At 67.6% G+C, this 17,351-nt stretch carries 15 protein-coding genes and 2 pseudogenes; 12 read left to right on the top strand and 5 right to left on the bottom strand.

Annotation, left to right across the window (positions count from 1 at the left end):
* Window positions 1-2: 2 nt before the first annotated feature.
* Window positions 3-1,463 carry an amidase gene (locus tag ABIE00_RS21950; protein ID WP_354263486.1) on the bottom strand — a complete coding sequence of 487 codons (1,461 nt, stop codon included), beginning with the start codon at window positions 1,461-1,463 and terminating at the stop codon, window positions 3-5.
* Window positions 1,464-1,603: 140 nt separating this feature from the next.
* On the opposite strand from ABIE00_RS21950, the gene ABIE00_RS21945 reads away from it, so the two are divergent.
* The 3 genes from ABIE00_RS21945 to ABIE00_RS21935 all read left to right on the top strand — a co-directional run bounded on the left by ABIE00_RS21945 (window position 1,604) and on the right by ABIE00_RS21935 (window position 3,281).
* Window positions 1,604-1,930: a rhodanese-like domain-containing protein gene (locus tag ABIE00_RS21945; RefSeq protein ID WP_331570927.1), complete on the top strand. Its 327-nt coding sequence runs from the start codon at window positions 1,604-1,606 to the stop codon at window positions 1,928-1,930.
* Window positions 1,931-1,992: 62 nt separating this feature from the next.
* Complete coding sequence (gene pheA / locus ABIE00_RS21940; protein ID WP_354262738.1) at window positions 1,993-2,973, top strand: prephenate dehydratase; 981 nt, start codon at window positions 1,993-1,995, stop codon at window positions 2,971-2,973.
* A gap of 92 nt (window positions 2,974-3,065) precedes the next feature.
* On the top strand, window positions 3,066-3,281 hold the full coding sequence (locus ABIE00_RS21935; protein WP_003799704.1) for a hypothetical protein: 216 nt from the start codon (window positions 3,066-3,068) through the stop codon (window positions 3,279-3,281).
* Between the two features lie 7 nt (window positions 3,282-3,288).
* Here ABIE00_RS21935 and ABIE00_RS21930 read toward each other — a convergent pair whose 3' ends face one another.
* Window positions 3,289-4,347, bottom strand: coding sequence for a diacylglycerol/lipid kinase family protein (locus ABIE00_RS21930; protein ID WP_354262737.1), 1,059 nt, complete (start codon window positions 4,345-4,347; stop codon window positions 3,289-3,291).
* Between the two features lie 55 nt (window positions 4,348-4,402).
* Between ABIE00_RS21930 and serS the strand changes: the two genes are divergently transcribed.
* Window positions 4,403-5,683 (top strand): serine--tRNA ligase, encoded by a 1,281-nt coding sequence (serS, locus tag ABIE00_RS21925; RefSeq protein WP_354262736.1) that lies wholly within the window; start codon window positions 4,403-4,405, stop codon window positions 5,681-5,683.
* Between the two features lie 125 nt (window positions 5,684-5,808).
* Complete coding sequence (locus ABIE00_RS21920) at window positions 5,809-6,654, top strand: HAD family hydrolase (RefSeq protein ID WP_354262735.1); 846 nt, start codon at window positions 5,809-5,811, stop codon at window positions 6,652-6,654.
* Window positions 6,655-6,712: 58 nt separating this feature from the next.
* Here the strand turns inward: ABIE00_RS21920 and ABIE00_RS21915 are convergent, their stop codons facing one another.
* Both ABIE00_RS21915 and ABIE00_RS21910 read right to left on the bottom strand, forming a co-directional pair.
* A complete protein-coding gene (locus tag ABIE00_RS21915; RefSeq protein WP_307099076.1) occupies window positions 6,713-7,312 on the bottom strand; it encodes a hypothetical protein in 600 nt (199 codons plus the stop codon).
* Between the two features lie 217 nt (window positions 7,313-7,529).
* The gene (locus ABIE00_RS21910; RefSeq protein WP_190605671.1) at window positions 7,530-8,018 is read right to left on the bottom strand and encodes an inorganic diphosphatase; all 489 of its coding nucleotides are present in this window, start codon (window positions 8,016-8,018) and stop codon (window positions 7,530-7,532) included.
* Between the two features lie 154 nt (window positions 8,019-8,172).
* Between ABIE00_RS21910 and dacB the strand changes: the two genes are divergently transcribed.
* The 4 genes from dacB (at window position 8,173) to hpt (ending at window position 12,635) form a co-directional block, all read left to right on the top strand.
* Window positions 8,173-9,678, top strand: a complete 1,506-nt coding sequence (dacB, locus tag ABIE00_RS21905) for a D-alanyl-D-alanine carboxypeptidase/D-alanyl-D-alanine endopeptidase (protein ID WP_354262733.1) — start codon at window positions 8,173-8,175, stop codon at window positions 9,676-9,678.
* Between the two features lie 57 nt (window positions 9,679-9,735).
* Entirely contained in the window at window positions 9,736-10,854 is a 1,119-nt protein-coding gene (locus ABIE00_RS21900) for an Rv3626c family coenzyme F420 biosynthesis-associated protein (protein ID WP_354262732.1), read from the top strand.
* 150 nt (window positions 10,855-11,004) lie between these two features.
* The gene (gene tilS, locus ABIE00_RS21895) at window positions 11,005-12,054 is read left to right on the top strand and encodes a tRNA lysidine(34) synthetase TilS (RefSeq protein WP_354263484.1); all 1,050 of its coding nucleotides are present in this window, start codon (window positions 11,005-11,007) and stop codon (window positions 12,052-12,054) included.
* Window positions 12,055-12,083: 29 nt separating this feature from the next.
* Entirely contained in the window at window positions 12,084-12,635 is a 552-nt protein-coding gene (hpt, locus tag ABIE00_RS21890) for a hypoxanthine phosphoribosyltransferase (protein WP_003799723.1), read from the top strand.
* 158 nt (window positions 12,636-12,793) lie between these two features.
* Here hpt and ABIE00_RS21885 read toward each other — a convergent pair whose 3' ends face one another.
* Entirely contained in the window at window positions 12,794-13,312 is a 519-nt protein-coding gene (locus tag ABIE00_RS21885) for a type IV toxin-antitoxin system AbiEi family antitoxin domain-containing protein (RefSeq protein WP_354262731.1), read from the bottom strand.
* Between the two features lie 368 nt (window positions 13,313-13,680).
* Between ABIE00_RS21885 and ftsH the strand changes: the two are divergent.
* The 3 genes and pseudogenes from ftsH (at window position 13,681) to folP (ending at window position 17,329) form a co-directional block, all read left to right on the top strand.
* Window positions 13,681-15,748, top strand: a pseudogene (gene ftsH, locus ABIE00_RS21880) (ATP-dependent zinc metalloprotease FtsH).
* 10 nt (window positions 15,749-15,758) lie between these two features.
* A pseudogene (gene folE / locus ABIE00_RS21875) lies at window positions 15,759-16,398 on the top strand (GTP cyclohydrolase I FolE).
* 10 nt (window positions 16,399-16,408) lie between these two features.
* Entirely contained in the window at window positions 16,409-17,329 is a 921-nt protein-coding gene (gene folP, locus ABIE00_RS21870; protein ID WP_354262730.1) for a dihydropteroate synthase, read from the top strand.
* Window positions 17,330-17,351 lie beyond the last annotated feature (22 nt).

Here is a 17,351-nt window from a genome sequence, read left to right as displayed (position 1 = left end):
CGTTAGAACCCCAGTTGGGCCGCCACCTGAAGCAGCAGTGCTTCCGAGCCGGGGCGGCCAATCAGCTGGATGCCCATCGGCAGCCCCGCTCCGGGGCTGCCCCCGGTCCAGTGCACGGGAATGCTGACGGCCGGCAGCCCGCACACGTTGACCATGGACGACCACGGGGCGAATTCGCACTGCCTGCGGTAGTCGCCGTCGGCGTCGCCTGCCCATTCCGGTGACGGCCACCGGCCATCACCGTGGCCGGATCCGGTGAACCATCCCACCGGGCGCGGTGTCTGAGCCAATGCAGGTGTCAGGACCAGGTCCCAGGCCGAGTACTGCGCCAGAGTGTCGCGCTCGAACTGCCTCAGGAACGCCAGGCACTCGTTGAGCTTGGCGGCGCTCCGCTGCTGCGCGCGCCGCCGGAAGGTCCGCGTCAGGGGCGTCAGCAGGGCCTCGCGGTGCGGCGCGATCCGGGCCGCACCCACCCCTGCCGTCCAGGCGGTGGTGAAGGCGTCGGGGTAGCGGTTGTCGTACCGGATCCCAGCCTCGACGACGTCGTGCCCGGCACCGGTGAGCAGCCGGACGCCGGCGTCCAGCGCGTCCAGTGCCTCAGGATCCGGGGTGAACGGGAAGATCCCGGCCCAGGGGCTGTCCAGGCTGACGCCGATCCGCAGCGGAGCAGGGGCGCGGTGCACGGCATCAAGGTAACCCGTCCCGTCGGGGCTTCCCGCGACGTTCGGGGCAGACCCATTGGTGGCCGGGCCTTCGGGCGACAGGACATCGAGCAACAGTGCGGCGTCGGCCGCGGTACGCGCCAGCGGTCCGGCCACCACCAGGCCGGCGGGATCCCCGCTGCTTTCGCTGGCCGGCACCACGCCCCGGCCAGGTTTCAGGCCCAGCAGCCCGCATGCCGCCGCCGGAATCCGGATCGACCCGCCGCCGTCGGTTCCGGGCGCGAACGGCACCAGCCCCGCCGCCACGGCAGCGGCGCTGCCGCCCGAGGAGCCTCCCGAGCTCCGGCTGAGGGCATAGGGATTGCGCGACGGCGGTGCGATGCGGTTTTCGCTGTAGGCCGTCAGCCCGAATTCGGGGACCTGGGTCTTGCCCAGGGAGATGGCGCCTGCACCCCTGAGGGCCGCCGCGAGGGCGCCGTCGGCCGGTGCCGGACGCCGGTCCAGCGCTGCGCTGCCGTGGGTGGTGACCACGCCGGCAACGTCGGTGAGGTCCTTGAACGCAACAGGCATCCCGTGCAGCGGCGGGAGCGGTTCGCCTGCACGACGCCGGGCGAACCGGGCGTCAGCTGCTGCGGCCTCGGCCACTGCCCTCGGCCCGGTGACGGTAATGAACGCGCCCAGCCTCGGGTTCGATTCCTCGATCCGCGCCAGGAAATGCTCCGTGACCTCGCGGGCAGAAAGCTCCCCGGAACGAAGCGCCGACCTCAGCTCGACGGCCGGCAGGCGGTGGATGTCAGCCAGGGTGTTTGGGGCGGACACTGTGCTCCTTTGCGGCGGCTCGCGGGCTTCGGACCAGCGTAACCTGTGCCGGCGGGCGGGTGCGGGGCGCTGTGCTGGCGATACGCTGGAGCTGAGAGCTTGAGGCCAAGGAGAGGACTCCCATGAGCGACTTCGATACCGTCACCGTGAACGACGTCCCCGCGGACGCCACCATCCTGGACGTGCGGGAGGACTACGAATGGTCAGCAGGCCACGCTGAAGGCGCCCTGCACATCCCGATGGACCAGCTGCCCGGACGCCTGGACGACCTTGACCCGGACGAGGACCTGTATGTCATCTGCCGGACCGGCGGGCGCTCCTTCCGCGCAGCGCAGTGGCTGGTGGGCCAGGGATACTCGGCGGTGAACGTGGCCGGCGGCATGGACCAGTGGCTGGAATCCGGCAAGCCGCTGGTGTCCGACAACGGCCTCAAGCCCGTGGTTCTGTAGGCCTTTCCGCCATCAGGCGGGCCCGCCGCCGTCTTTCCCTTCCCATCCGCAAAGGAATATCTATGCCCTCCGCCCGCCGCACCTACACTTTCCTCGGCCCCGAGGGCACGTTTACGGAGGCGGCGCTCCTGCAGGTTCCTGATGCTGCCGAGGCCGTGCGAATCCCGTCCTCCAACGTCAACGCGGCGCTGGACAGGGTGCGGGAGGGATCTGTCGACGCTGCGATGGTGCCCATCGAGAACTCGGTGGAGGGCGGCGTCACGGCCACCCTGGACGCCATTGCCACAGGACAGGAACTGCGGATCATCCGCGAGGCCCTGGTGCCCATCAGCTTCGTGCTGGTGGCCAGGCCCGGAACCGAGTTCTCCCACATCCGCCGGATCTCCACTCACGGCCACGCCTGGGCCCAGTGCCGCCTGTGGGTGGACGCGCATATTCCTGGCGCAGAATACATTCCGGGGTCCTCAACGGCTGCTGCTGCGATGGGCCTGCTGGAGGATGAGGCGCATTATGACGCTGCCATCTGCGCGCCGATTGTCGCTGCAGAGCAACCCGGATTGCACGTGCTGGCCGAGAACATCGGCGACAACCCCGGCGCAGTGACCCGGTTCATCCTGGTCAGCCGTCCGGGCGTCCTGCCCGCCCGGACCGGCGCGGACAAGACGACTGTGGTGGTGCCGCTTCCCGAGGACCGGCCGGGGGCGCTGATGGAAATCCTGGACCAGTTCGCTACCCGCGGCGTGAATCTGAGCCGCATCGAGTCACGCCCCACCGGGCAGTACCTGGGCCACTACTTCTTCAGCATTGACGCCGACGGCCACGTGGGCGACGCGCGGGTGGCCGATGCCCTTGCCGGCTTGCACCGCATCAGCCCCGCCACGCGGTTCCTTGGATCCTACGGCCGTGCCGATGCGCAGGCTCCCGTAGTGCCGGAGCACACGTCCGACGAGGCATTCCAGGCTGCGCATGCATGGGTCAAAGGGATACTCTCCAGCGACTCCCTGGACGCGGGGACACCCGTGGAAGCTTCGCCGTCAGCGTAGATAAATGCCCCTCGGGGCACTTCCCTGCCCCTGTTGCTGTGCGTATGCTTGCATGATCAACAAAGGGATGGCCCCAACGAAAGGAGCGGGTCATGTCGGACAAGAATGACAATGACGGCCAGGGAATGATCGTCAATCCCAAGCCCACAGCCGAGAACCAGGACTGGGACGGGGATGACGCCGACCGTGCGGACCGCCTGCGCTTCGAAGAGGAGCAGGCCATGATCCGCGAACAGTCCGAAGCCCGGGCTGCCGCCAAGGCCGCTGCCGAGTCAGCCAAGCACGCCGGCACAGCGCAGTCAGCCTAGGACGCAGTCATCCTAGGGTTTCCCTGACCCGCACCAGCAGCGACCTGGGCTCCACGTGGACCGTTACCTTCGTGGCGTCCCCGGACGTGTCGCCGTCGAGCTGCGTCGGCAGGGGTTCAGGGCTTTTGATGACCACCTTGCCGGAGCGGTACACGCTCATGACGGGCAGGTGCCGCTTGTGCTTGAACAGGATCTTGGCGTACATCGCCAGCCAGCCCACGGCGCTGCGGGGGCTCATGACCACCACGTCCAGCATCCCGTCGTCGATCATGGCCTGCGGGATGAAGTCGATGCCGCCCGGAACCAGGCCGCAATTGGCGAACAGGATGCTGCGGATCTTCCGTGACTGGTCCGGCTGGTCATCCAGCGAGATGGCGACCTTCTTCCTGCGCCCGGGAAGGTGGCGGACGCCGGCCTCCGTGTAGGCCAGCCAGCCGACGGCGCGCTTGAGGTCAGCGTTGGTGTCGCCCACCACTTCGGCGTCCATCCCGATGCCGGCGATGACGAGGAACGAGTGGCTTGAGGTGTGGCCCGTGTGCGAGTTCTCGATCTCCATCCGTGCCGTGTCGATGTACCGCTGGTGGCCAAAGAGCGCGGTCTGGATGCTGCCAGGCAGATCGTAAACATCCAGGTCCACGTTGCGGGCCAGCAGGTTGCCGGTGCCGAGCGGGATCAGGCCCATCGCCACCCCGCTGTGCGCCAGGGCCTCGGCCGCCACCCGCACTGTGCCGTCGCCGCCGCCCACCAGGACGACGTCGGCTCCGTACTCCAGTGCCGCCCTGACCTGCGAGTGGCCCGGGTCCTCCGGCGTCGTTTCGAAGAAGCGGGGCTCCTCCCAGCCGGCGGCCAGGCAGGCACGCTGGATGGTGGCGCGGGCTTCACCGGCCTTGGCTTTGACGGGGTTAAGGATGACGGCGACGCGCTGGCGGTCCAGGCCGTGTTCGTGGGCCTCTTCGCGCACGGCGCTGCGGATGTGCAGGGCTTTCAGCCTGCGCACGCCCCACCAGCTGGAGACGGCGAAGGCCAGGGCTGCAGCGATCAGGACGTAAAGAAGCAGGTCGCTCATGGTGCTCCAACACTATCCCGCCCGGAGTCTCCCGCAGATTCGATACCCTTGTCTGGTGATCGACGTAAAAGACCTCAGCGAAAATCCGGACAAGTTCCGCGCCAGCCAGCGCGCCCGCGGTGCGGACGAAACCCTGGTGGACGCGATCATCGACGCCGACGCGGCGCGCCGCACGGCACTGATCAGCTTCGAGAACCTCCGGGCCGAACAGAACGTGTTCGGCAAGAAGGTGGCGCAGGCCAAGGGCGAGGAAAAGCAGGCACTGCTCGCCGAGGTCCGCGAGCTGGCGGGTGCGGTGAAGGCCGCCTCGGCTGAGGCCGACGCTGCCCAGACCAAGCAGGAAGAACTGCTGCGCACCATCCCCAACCTCATTGAAGACGGCGTTCCGGCCGGCGGCGAGGACGACTACGTTGTGGTCAAGACCGTCGGCACGCCGCGCGAATTCCCTGACTTCCAACCCCGCGACCACCTTGAGATCGGCGAACTGATCGGCGCGATCGACATGGAGCGCGGCGCCAAGGTCTCCGGTGCGCGCTTTTACTTCCTGCGCGGCGTGGGCGCCCGGCTGGAAATGGCCCTGCTGCAGATGGCCATGGAGCAGGCCATCGAGGCCGGCTTCATTCCCATGATCACCCCCACCCTGGTGCGGCCCGAGACCATGCAGGGCACCGGATTCGATGTAAAGCACGACGCCGAGATCTACCGTCTCGCCGAAGACGACCTTTACCTTGTGGGCACCTCTGAGGTGCCGCTCGCCGGGTACCACGCGGACGAGATCCTGGACCTCTCTGCAGGCCCCATCCGTTTCGCGGGCCAGAGCTCCTGCTACCGCCGCGAGGCCGGCTCGCACGGCAAGGACACCCGCGGGATCATCCGCGTCCACCAGTTCAACAAGGTGGAGATGTTCATCTACACCACGGTGGAAGAAGCTGCGGCCGAACATGAGCGCCTGCTCGCGTGGGAAGAGCAGATGCTGGCCAAGTGCGAGCTTCCGTACCGGGTGATCGACACCGCCGCGGGCGACCTCGGCATGTCCGCGGCCCGCAAGTTCGACTGTGAGGCCTGGGTCCCCACGCAGGGTGCCTACCGCGAGCTGACGTCCACGTCCAACTGCACCACCTTCCAGGCCCGCCGCCTCAACATCCGTGAGCGCGTGTTCACCGAGGACGGCACGCCCAAGGGCACCCGTGCTGTGGCCACGCTCAACGGCACGCTGGCAACCACGCGCTGGATCGTGGCCCTCCTGGAGCACCACCAGAACGCCGACGGCTCGGTCAACGTGCCGGCGGCACTGCAGAAGTACCTCGGCGGCCTTGAGGTTCTCCCGGTTCTCTAAGCACCAATCTGTTGCGCGGGTAAATACTCACACCGGGGACAGCCTGTGAGTATTTACCCGCTGTTCACGCGCTGCTGTGCTCTGCGTCCTAGCTGGTGTCAGGGGCGTCTGCTCTACTAGGAAGCATGACTACACTGACTGAATCCTCAGCCGCCGGCATCGAAGACCGGCGAGAAGCATTACAGAAACTCATGATCGCCCTCGACGTGGACGGCACCCTTGTGGATCACGATGGCCACATGTCCGCCCCGGTCCGCGACGCCGCACAGGCTGTGGTGGCCGCGGGGCACGAGGTAATGATCGCCACCGGACGTTCGCTCAACGCCACGCTCCCCATCATCGAACAGATCGGCCTGGACCGCGGCTACGCGGTCTGCTGCAACGGCGGTGTGACGCTGCGCCTGGATCCCGGACTGCCCGACGGCTACGACATCATCCACAAGGCCACCTTCGATCCCGGCCCGGCGCTCCGCGCCCTCCGCAAGCGCCTGCCGTTAGCGAAATATGCGCTGGAGGATGAAGACGGCAACTTCCTCTCCACCGAGCGCTTCCAGGACGCGAGCTTCGGCGTCGAGGCCATCGGCGTGGACTTCCAGACCCTGCTCGACTCCACGGCCGTCCGCGTCGTCGTCTTCAGCGCGGAGAACACGCCGGAGGAATTCAACGAAGCCATCGAGCACATCGGCCTTGCCGGTGTGACCTATTCCGTGGGCTGGACCGCGTGGCTGGACATCGCCGCGGCCGGCGTTACCAAGGCCAGCGCGCTGGAGAGCCTCCGCAGCCGGCTCGGTGTTGATCCCGCCGCCACGGTTGCCATCGGCGACGGCCGCAATGACATCGAGATGCTCGGCTGGGCGGCCCGCGGCGTGGCCATGGGGCAGGCTCCGGAGGAAGTGGTGGCCGCCGCAGACGAGGTCACCAAGTCGGTCTACGACGACGGTGCCGCCCACGTGCTGCGGGGCCTCCTGTAACAGGCGGTCCGCTGTAACAGGCGGGCCCGCCGCACCAGGGGCTCCCGGTAAAAGGCGTTTAGCGCACGTCGAGAATCAGCGCGAGCAGCCTGGCCGCTGCCGGCCGGGCTGCGTGCTCCTCGTTCCACTGCGACCTCGCCACAGCCTTGCTGACGGCCTGGGAGGTAATGCCGAGTTCGGCGGCCACGGTCTTCTGCTGGCCGCGCACCCCGGGGGTCATCAGGTCAAGCACCCGCCACTCGGCCTCGCTCCTGTCCCGGACAATGTGGCCCAGCAGGCGGAGCACCGACTCGGACTCGGCTGCCACGTCCGGCAGGGGACCCTCCACGGCCACCGGGATCCGCTCCTTGCTGTTGCGGAGTCGGTCCACGGCGCGGCGGGCGTAGATGAGGCCGTGCCCGCTGGCATCCTTGATCTGGTTCGGCAACGGCTCGTTCACCGGGCCCACGCCGATCCCCACGTACCAGCTTCCGCAGCGGAGCGCGATCAGGGCGGCATCCACCGCCTGGTGCGGGCAATCCACGATGCCCTGCACTTCGTCCTCGACGGAGCGGTCAAAGTCCAGTCGCGCCGGGATATGCCGTAGGTCCTTGAGGAGATGCGGGACCCGGTCGCCGTCGCGCCGGCTGTCTGTTTGATTGATAGTCAGCGTGAACATGGTGGACATCAGACTACCCGGTGACCACGTCGAGGCAAGCTGGGAGCCGACGCCACGTTACGGATCTCACGCCGGGCGCGAACGGACAGTTCAGCCCCAGAGAACGACGGCGGCCGGTGCGGTTCGAATCGAACTGCACCGGCCGCGCCACGGCCGCCCTAACCTCGCTGCGCCCGGCCAGGGAACCCTGGCAGCGTGGGCCCCGTCGGAAGTAAGGTCAGTGCGCTGCGGGAACGTAGCGCTTGATGGAAGCCTCGAGTTCCGCTTCGGCAGCTGCGCGGTCGGCCCAGCCTTCGGCCCTGACCCACTTGCCGGGCTCCAGGTCCTTGTAGCGGGTGAAGAAGTGCTCGATTTCCTTGATCAGGAATTCGTTGACGTCGCTGACTTCCTGGATGTGGTCGAACCGCGGGTCAGCCGGAACGCAGAGGACCTTGGCGTCTCCGCCGCCGTCGTCGGTCATGTTGAAGACGCCGATCGGGCGGGCTTCGACGATGACGCCCGGGTGCAGATCGAAGTCCTGCAGGAGCACCAGTGCGTCCAGCGGGTCGCCATCCTCGCCGAGGGTGTTCTCGAAGAAGCCGTAGTGGGTGGGGTACTGCATGGAAGTAAAGAGCACGCGGTCCAGGCGGACTCGGCCGGTCTCATGGTCGACTTCGTACTTGACGCGCGATCCCTTGGGGATCTCGATGGTCACGTCATGCTTCATGGAATGCTCCTCGACGATTGCTTGGTGTTCGCGGCACACGCGATGATCAACCAAAAATGGACTGTCGGTGCCGCCGACTACTATTGAGGATATAGCGAGAGGCCCAGGTTTCAGGAACTATTGGGGTAATTTCAGGACTTTGAGGACCAGCAGTATGAGCGGCACCAGGGGCACGGCGAGCGGCCGCGGCAGGCTTTCCACAGTGGTCCGGAGCTGGCCAGGCGTCCTGGTCACGGTGCTCCTCCTGGCGCTGGCCGTTCCGGCCGGGGTGCTCATTGCGCCCGCCCTGACCGGGCCGGCCAGGTCCACGGCCGAACCGGCGCAAACCCCCGCCTGGCAGCTGGTCCCTCAGCATCTGTCCGTCCCGCAGGGCATTGACCCGCTCAGCACGGCGGCACCGGTGCCGGATCCCGCCAAAGTGGAGGCCCGGCTGGACTCCATCCTCAAGACCGACGGCGGCGGAACGTTCACGGCCGTGGTCCAGGACGCCGCCACCGGCACGGTCCTCTATGATCGGGGCGGTACCACAAACCGGATCCCGGCCTCCAACATGAAGCTCCTCACCGCCGTGGCCGCGCTGCGGGGGATCGGCCCCGAGCAACGGTTCAGCACCAAGGTTGTCACCGGTCCTGCGGCAGCAACCGCTGGGGCAACTGCAGGTGCGGCGAGGTCCGTCGTGCTGGTGGGCGGCGGCGACGTCCTGCTCGGCGCCGGTGACTCGGCCGAGTCCAAGGTCCTGGGCCATGCCGGGCTGGCAACGCTGGCCAAACAGACTGTGGACTCACTGCACAAGGCCGGCTTCAAGGGCCAGGTCCAGGTGTTGGTGGATGATTCCCTTTTCACCGGCCCGGCGCTGAACCCGGCCTGGAGCCCGGATGACGTTGCCGCCGGCGAGACGGCCCCGCTGTTTCCGCTCGCTTTGAACTCGGCACGGTTTAATCCCGCGGACACCTCGGCGCCGCGGCCCCAGGACTCCGCCATCGCCGCGGGGGAGGCGTTCGCTGCCGGCCTCAAGGCGGCAGGTGCCGCCGCGGGCCTGACTGTGGCACCCGCCGTCGTACGTCTTGACGGGAAGCCGACGGCGGACGCCAAAGTCCTTGCCCAGGTGCAGTCCGCGACCGTCAGCCAGCAGGTGGACCTCATGCTCCAGACTTCGGACAACTACCTCGCCGAAACCCTGGGCCGCATGACCGCGGTGGCTGCCGGCCAGCCGGCAACGTACGAGTCCGCCAAGGCGGCCGTTCTGGGGCAGCTCGCCGGGCTCGGAATCCCCACGGACGGGATGTCCGCCGCGGATGTGTCCGGCCTGGCCCTGGCCAACCAGGTGTCCGCCCGCCAGTTCTCGGAGGTGGTCCGGGCCATCACCAACGGCAAGGACACCCGGCTCAGGGCCGCGCTGGCGGGGTTCCCGGTGGCGGGGCTGACGGGCACGCTGGGCGACAGATACATCGACGAGTCCACGGCCGAGGGTGCCGGCCTGGTGCGGGCCAAAACGGGAACCCTGAACACCGTCATTGCACTGAGCGGGTACGTGGTGGACGCCGACGGCCGGCTCCTGGTGTTCTCCTTCATCGGCAACGGCCTGACGCCGGGAGCGGCGGGCAACAAACCGGCGCTGGATACGGCCGCCACGGCTCTGGCCGGTTGCGGCTGCAGTTAGTTCGCCGGTCAGCGAACTTAAGGCGCGCGGCAAGGCACGTATGTTCTGATGGAGCCTATGGAGTCAACTGCAAGCCAGTCATCCGCCCCTGCCCAGGCCCTCATCAACTGGGACCTCGCCGCGTCCGCAGCAGCCCGGCTGGCTCCGCCCGGCCCGTCCCTGACTGCTGCCGAGATCGGCGACGCCGTCTCCCAGCTGCGCGAGCTGGCGGACGCCTCCGTGCCGCACGTCCACCAGATCACCGGGCTGGAGGCGGCACGCGACCTGCGTGACTCATCAGTTCTGGTCGTGGACCGCGCCTCTTGGGCGAAGGCCAACACGCAAAGTTTTGCCGTGATGCTGAAGCCCGCCATCGAAAAGATGCTGGAGAACCGCCGCGGCACCGTCAGACCCGGTGCCGCTTCCGTGAGCGGGGCCATCACCGGCAGCCAGCTCGGCGCCGTGCTCGCCTTCCTCTCCAGCAAGGTCCTGGGCCAGTATGATCCGTTTGCCGCCCTGGCCGAAGGGTCGCAGGCACCGTCCGGCGGCCGCCTGCTGCTCGTTGCGCCAAACATCATCTCCGTGGAGCGCGAGCTCAACGTTACCCCCACGGATTTCCGGCTCTGGGTGTGCCTGCACGAACAGACACACCGGGTGCAGTTCGCCGCGGCACCCTGGCTCCGGCACCACATGCTGAACGAGATCGACAACCTCAGCGGGCACCTGCTGGGCAACGTCGACTCGCTGATGGAACGTGCCTCGGCAGCCGCCCGGTCGCTCAAGGACCGGGCCGCCTCCGGTTCCGCTCCGGGCCGCGGGGCCATCCTCGACCTCCTGCAGGACCCCGAGGAGAAGGCCTCGCTGTCGCACCTCACGGCGGTCATGAGCCTGCTCGAGGGCCACGCCAACGTGGTGATGGACGCCGTTGACGCCAGCATCGTCCCGTCCGTGAAGACCATCCGGCAGCGCTTCAACGCCCGCGGCAAGGACCGTGGCGTCATCGAGAAGTTCATCCGCAGCCTGCTGGGGCTCGACGCCAAGATGAAGCAGTACAGCGACGGCGCCAAGTTTGTCCGTGCCGTGGTGGACGTGGCCGGGATGGAGGGCTTCAACCGGGTCTGGGAAGCTCCGGCGAACCTCCCCACGGAAGAGGAAATCCACAACGCCAGGATCTGGCTCGACAGGATGGGTTTCTAGGTTTCCGTGCAGCACCTCTCCAACACTGCCGGCGGCTCTTCTCCTGTTTCCAGCGGTCCCGTCCCCAGCGGACCTGTTCCCGGCGGCCCCGTCCCCAGCGGGAGGCGGCGGCCGGGCCGGCTGGCACCTGTCCTCGGCACGGCACGGAAAATGCTGCAGGATGCGCTGGCCGACGCCGGCTACCCGGAGCGCGTCCTGGTGGCCTGCAGCGGCGGCCCTGATTCCCTGGCCCTGGCGGCGGTGGCCGCCTACTTCGCCCGGCGCGGCCACGTAGACGGCCGGCCGGTTACCGTCGGCGCGGTGGTGGTGGACCACCAGCTGCAGCCAGGTTCCGCCGACGTTGCGGCGGGAACCGCCCAGACCCTCCGGGAACTCGGCCTGGACCCGGTGCAGATCCGGACAGTCAACGTAGCCGCCACCGGGTTCGGGCCGGAAGCTGCTGCCCGGGATGCCCGCCATGCCGCACTCGAGGCGGCTGCAGGGGAGTGGGAAGCCGGCGCCATCCTCCTGGGGCACACCCTCGATGACCAGGCAGAGCAGGTGCTGCTGGGCCTCGCCCGCGGCTCCGGCACGCGGTCCCTGGCCGGGATGCGACCTGCCCGGGGGAAGCTGCTCCGGCCGTTCCTTGGCCTTCGACGGGAAGACACCCTCGAGATCTGCCGCGCGGAGGAGGTCGAGCCCTGGCACGACCCCAGCAACGCGGATCCTGCCTTCGCCCGTTCGAGGACGCGGGTAGAGGTCATGCCGGTGCTGGAGGAAAAACTCGGTCCGGGCGTGGCCGAATCGCTGGCACGCACGGCCGCCATCCTGCAGTTGGACGCCGACTATCTGGAGGACGTGGCCAACAGCACGTACGAGTCGCTCGTCGAACACGACGGCCCGGACACCAGCCTCCCGGAGGCTGCCCTGACCGGGCTGGCCCCGGCCATCAGGTTCCGGGTGATCGCAAAGGCGGCTGCCGCCGTCGGCGGTCAACAGCCCAGCTACCAGCGCCTTTTGGCGGCGGAAGCACTGCTGCGGCGGAAGGGCTCGGCCGGTCCGGTGGAACTGCCCGGCCGGGTCAGCGTTTACCGTCTCTCGCTGGCCGAGCTGCAGGACCGGGAGCGTGCCCGGGGTCAGGGCGAGGCGGAGGGCGTTCCCCGCGAGGCCGCCCGCTGTGGGAAGCTTGTATTCCGGCTTCATAAACCGTCCCGCAAATAGTCGCCCCCGCATCTACACAGGAGCAATTGGTGGATTCATCCGACGTCCAGGCAGACCTCAAGCACGTTCTCTACACCAAGGAACAGATCCAGCAGCGCATCACCGAGCTCGCGGCACAGATCGACAAGGACTATGAAGGCCGCGAGATCCTGATCGTGGGCGTGCTGAAGGGAGCCGTCATGGTCATGGCCGACCTGGCCCGGGCCCTGCACTCGCACATTTCCATGGACTGGATGGCTGTCTCCTCCTACGGCTCCGGCACACAGTCCTCAGGTGTGGTGCGCATCCTCAAGGACCTCGACACGGACCTGATGGGCAAGGACGTGCTCATCGTCGAGGACATCATCGACTCCGGCCTCACCCTGTCCTGGCTGAAGACCAACCTCGAATCCCGTGGCACCGCGTCGGTGGAGATCTGCACCGCGTTCCGCAAGCCCACCGCCGCCAAGGTGGAGATCGACGTCAAGTACGTCGGCTACGACATCCCCAACGAGTTCGTGGTGGGCTACGGCCTGGACTACGCCGAGAAGTACCGCAACCTGGACTTCGTGGGCACCCTGGCCCCGCACGTTTACGAGTAAACGCCTCCGCCGGCGGGCCCGCATTTTTGCACCGCTTTCGGTGACCGCGCCGCCGTCGAGCCCTGACAACACGGGTCCGGCGGCGGCGCGTCCCACTTAAGGCGCGTCCCGCTTAAGTGGTGCAGAAAAGCAGGTGGTGCAGAAATGCCCGACGGCGGCTAACGGGCCGTCCGCGGGGGCGTGGCCAGGGCCAGCCTGATCTGCTCCAGCATGTCATCCGGCCTGTGCATTCCCGCCAGGTAGACCTGGGTGCGCACATCGAAACCGTGCCCCCGGAACAGTACCCGGGCCACCGTTTCCAGCAGCGAATCCGACCCCCGTTCCACCTGGTCGAGCACCGCACGCGCCCGGCCGTTGCGGGCTCCGGGGAACCTGTGGGAGCGGACGCCCCGGGGCAGCCGGCGGTGGCAGGCTGCGAGATGCGGTTCGGTGGGAGCCTTGAGCGTCCAGAGGGAGTAGTGGCTGGCCGCCGACACGCAGGTGACCGCGGCATTGGCTTCGTATGCCCGCACGAAATCACAGTTCGCTTGAGGCAGTTTGTAGACCGCGTGCCGGGCATTGAGCAACAGCCCGGAGTTGACCGCCTGACTGATTTGGCTTCGGCTGAATCCCGCCCGGCGGAGGTGGGCCAGCCTGGCCGCGCCGCCGTGCCGCGAGAGGAACTCCGTGGGCTGCATGCCGTCCAGCGTGGCCCTGCCGGGTTGCACCTTGGCAGAGGGACGCCTTCATGTGTGGATAACGGCCCATGTGGACAACCGAGGCCGTGCATTTCTGCACCTTTTTGGAGGGCCGGCAAATGGCCGCGGGCCGCAAATTCGCCGGGGCTGTTCCCGGCGGCGTGAGAGTGGTGCAGAAATGCCGCCGCGGGGCCCAACGGGGACCCGTTCGCGCTCCCACCAGCCACTACGCCCTGAGGGAACTTTTGTATTACACCGTGCGTGAATTACTCCTGACGGTGTATAGCTAGAAACGACGCAGCACCACACGCGCGCAGTCCTCGCGCCGTGCAGCACTACCAGGAGGGACGGGGCCAGCCCCCGAACAGATGAAAGCTAAGAGTTTCTTCAAGGGCCCGGGCATTTGGATCATTGTTGTGGTCGGCATGCTCCTGCTGGCCTTTGCAACGTTGGCTCCGGGCGGCTCGACGCGCATCGACACGCAGCCGGGCCTCGAGCTCCTCTCCCAGCCGGGCAAGGTGGAACAGGCCAAGATCTTCGACGGCGAAAACCGCGTCGACCTGGTGCTCACAAGACAACCTCGTCATCGACGGCCAGGACAAGGGCAAGAACGTCCAGTTCTTCTTCGTCAACGACCGGGGCCCGGACGTCGTCAAGGCCGTGACTGCTGCCAACCCCTCCAAGGGCTACACGGACCAGCCGGTGGAAAGCAACTGGCTCTCGGGACTCTTCTCGCTGCTGGTGCCGGTGCTGCTTCTCGGTGTCCTGTTCTGGTTCCTGCTGTCCCGCATGCAGGGCGGCGGCTCCAAGGTCATGCAGTTCGGCAAGTCCAAGGCCAAGATGGTCAGCAAGGACATGCCCCAGGTGACCTTCGCTGACGTTGCCGGCGCGGACGAAGCTGTCGAGGAACTGCAGGAAATCAAGGAATTCCTTGCAGAGCCTGCCAAGTTCCAGGCGGTCGGAGCCAAAATTCCCAAGGGCGTGCTGCTCTACGGCCCTCCGGGTACCGGCAAGACCCTCCTGGCCCGCGCCGTCGCAGGCGAGGCCGGCGTACCGTTCTTCTCCATCTCGGGCTCGGACTTCGTGGAAATGTTCGTCGGCGTGGGTGCCTCCCGCGTCCGCGACCTCTTCGAGCAGGCCAAGTCCAACGCACCCGCCATCATCTTCGTTGACGAGATCGACGCTGTCGGCCGCCACCGCGGTGCCGGTGTGGGCGGCGGCAACGACGAACGCGAGCAGACCCTCAACCAGCTCCTGGTTGAAATGGACGGCTTCGACGTCAAGACCAACGTCATCCTGATCGCCGCCACCAACCGGCCCGACGTGCTGGACCCGGCGCTGCTGCGCCCCGGCCGCTTCGACCGCCAGGTCTCCGTGGAAGCCCCGGACCTGGTCGGGCGCGACCAGATCCTCCAGGTCCACGCCAAGGGCAAGCCCATGGCGTCCAACGTGGACCTCAAGGCCGTGGCCAAGAAGACCCCCGGCTACACCGGTGCAGACCTGGCCAACGTGCTCAACGAGGCCGCGCTGCTGACCGCACGCTCCAACGCCAACCTCATCGACGACCGCGCACTCGATGAAGCCATCGACCGCGTCATGGCCGGCCCGCAGAAGCGCAGCCGCGTCATGAAGGAGCACGAGCGCAAGATCACGGCGTACCACGAAGGTGGCCATGCCCTGGTGGCAGCCGCGCTGCGGAACTCCGCTCCGGTCACCAAGATCACCATCCTGCCCCGCGGCCGCGCCCTGGGCTACACCATGGTGGTCCCCGAGAACGACAAGTACTCCGTCACCCGCAACGAGCTGCTGGACCAGATGGCCTACGCCATGGGCGGCCGCGTCGCCGAGGAGATCGTCTTCCACGATCCGTCCACGGGCGCCTCGAACGACATCGAAAAGGCCACCTCCACGGCCCGCCAGATGGTCACGCAGTACGGCATGAGCGAACGCGTCGGTGCCGTGCGCCTGGGCCAGGGCGGAGGCGAGCCGTTCCTGGGCCGCGACGCCAGCCATGAGCGGAACTACTCCGACCAGATCGCCTACATCGTGGATGAAGAGGTCCGACGCCTGATCGACCAGGCCCATGACGAGGCCTACGCCATCCTCACTGAGAACCGGGACGTTCTGGACCGGCTGGCCCTGGAGCTCCTGGAACGCGAAACCCTGAACCAGGCTGAGATCGCCGACGTCTTCCGCGACATCCGCAAGCGCGACTTCCGCGAGGTCTGGCTGTCCAAGGAGACCCGCCCGGTCTCCAGCGCCGGCCCAGTTGAGTCGCGGCAGGAGCGGGCCGAACGCGAAGCGCAGGAAGAAGCAAAGGAAGCCCGGCTCGAGGAACCACTGGACGCCATTCCGCCGCACCCGCAGGGTGTTCCGGAGGACGCCTCCTTCCAGAGCGGAGTAACGGAAGCCGGTCCAGACGGTCACCACGGCTAAGCTCTTTGGTGTGACTCACTTCGACGACGACGACCTCACCGCCTCCGCCGACCATTTGGCGGTGGACGGCTCAAGCCGCCACCACAAGGTGGACAGGCCCCGGATTGAAGCAGCCGTGCGGGAAATCCTGCTGGCGCATAGGCGAGGACCCGGACCGCGGCGGGCTGCAGGACACGCCCAAGCGCGTGGCCAAGGCCTATGCCGAGGTGTTTGCCGGGCTGCACCAGGATCCGGGCAGCGTGCTCGGCACCACCTTCGACCTCGACCACGAGGAACTCGTGCTGGTGAAGGACATCCCGTTCTACTCCACCTGCGAGCACCACCTGGTGCCGTTCCACGGCGTCGCGCACGTGGGGTACATCCCTTCGCACGACGGCCGGGTGACGGGCCTGAGCAAGCTGGCCAGGCTGGTGGACATCTACGCCCGCCGCCCGCAGGTGCAGGAGCGCCTCACCACGCAGATCGTTGAAGCGCTGGTCACATTCCTCAAGCCGCGCGGAGCCATCGTGGTGGTGGAATGCGAACACATGTGCATGTCCATGCGCGGCATCCGCAAGCCCGGAGCCAAAACCGTCACAAGCGCGGTTCGCGGGCAACTTCATGACCCGGCCACCCGTGCCGAAGCCATGAGCCTCATACTCGGAAGGTAAAAAACAGACTATGGATTCCCTAGCTGCAGCACCTGGAACCGGCCCCGCAACCTCACCCCTGCCCATCCTGCGCAAACCGCGGCCGGCAGCCAAGTTCGAAGCCCTGCCCACAGACCGCACGCTCGTCATGGGCATCCTCAACGTCACCCCCGATTCGTTCAGCGACGGCGGCAAGCACGCGACGGCGGATACCGCCATCGCGGCCGGCCTCCGCATGTTCTACGCGGGAGCCGACATCATCGACGTCGGCGGCGAATCCACCCGTCCCGGCGCCGAGGAGGTCAGTCCGGAGGAGGAGCAGCGCCGGGTGGTGCCTGTCATCGAGGCCCTCGTGAAGGCGGGCGCCCTGGTCAGCATCGACACCACCCACGTCTCCACCGCCGAGGCCGCGCTGAACGCCGGCGCGGCGATCATCAACGACATCTCCGGCCTCAGCATCGAGCCTGGCATGGCCGAGCTCGTTGCGAAGACCAAGGTGCCCTATGTCCTGACCCACCGCCGCGGCGACGCCAAGACCATGACATCGCTGACGGAGTACGACGACGTGGCGAACGACGTCGTCGCCGAGCTCAACGGCGTCCGCGACAAGCTGTATGCGGCCGGTGTCCTGCCCGAGCAGATCATCGTGGACCCGGGCATCGGGTTCTCGAAGACTGACGTGCAGAACTGGGAACTGCTGCGGAACCTGGACCGGCTCGACGCCATGGGCCACAAGGTGCTGGTGGGCGCGTCCCGCAAGCGTTTCCTCGGCACGCTCCTGAGCGTTTCCGGCAAGGCGGCGCTCCCGGAGGAGCGCGACGCCGCCACCGCCGCCATCACCGCCATCAGCGCCGCCCGCGGCGCGTGGGCAGTGCGCGTGCATGACGTCGGACCCAGCCTTGACGCCGTCAAGGTGGCTGCCCGCATGGCGGCCCCGGACCACGGCCACTGACCAGGAAGGCCCAGCAAAACAG

This window comes from Arthrobacter sp. OAP107 (genome assembly GCF_040546765.1).
Taxonomy (GTDB): Bacteria; Actinomycetota; Actinomycetes; order Actinomycetales; family Micrococcaceae; genus Arthrobacter.
The sequence above is the reverse complement of the archived record's forward strand: the minus strand, read 5'-3'. Positions and strand labels throughout refer to the sequence as shown.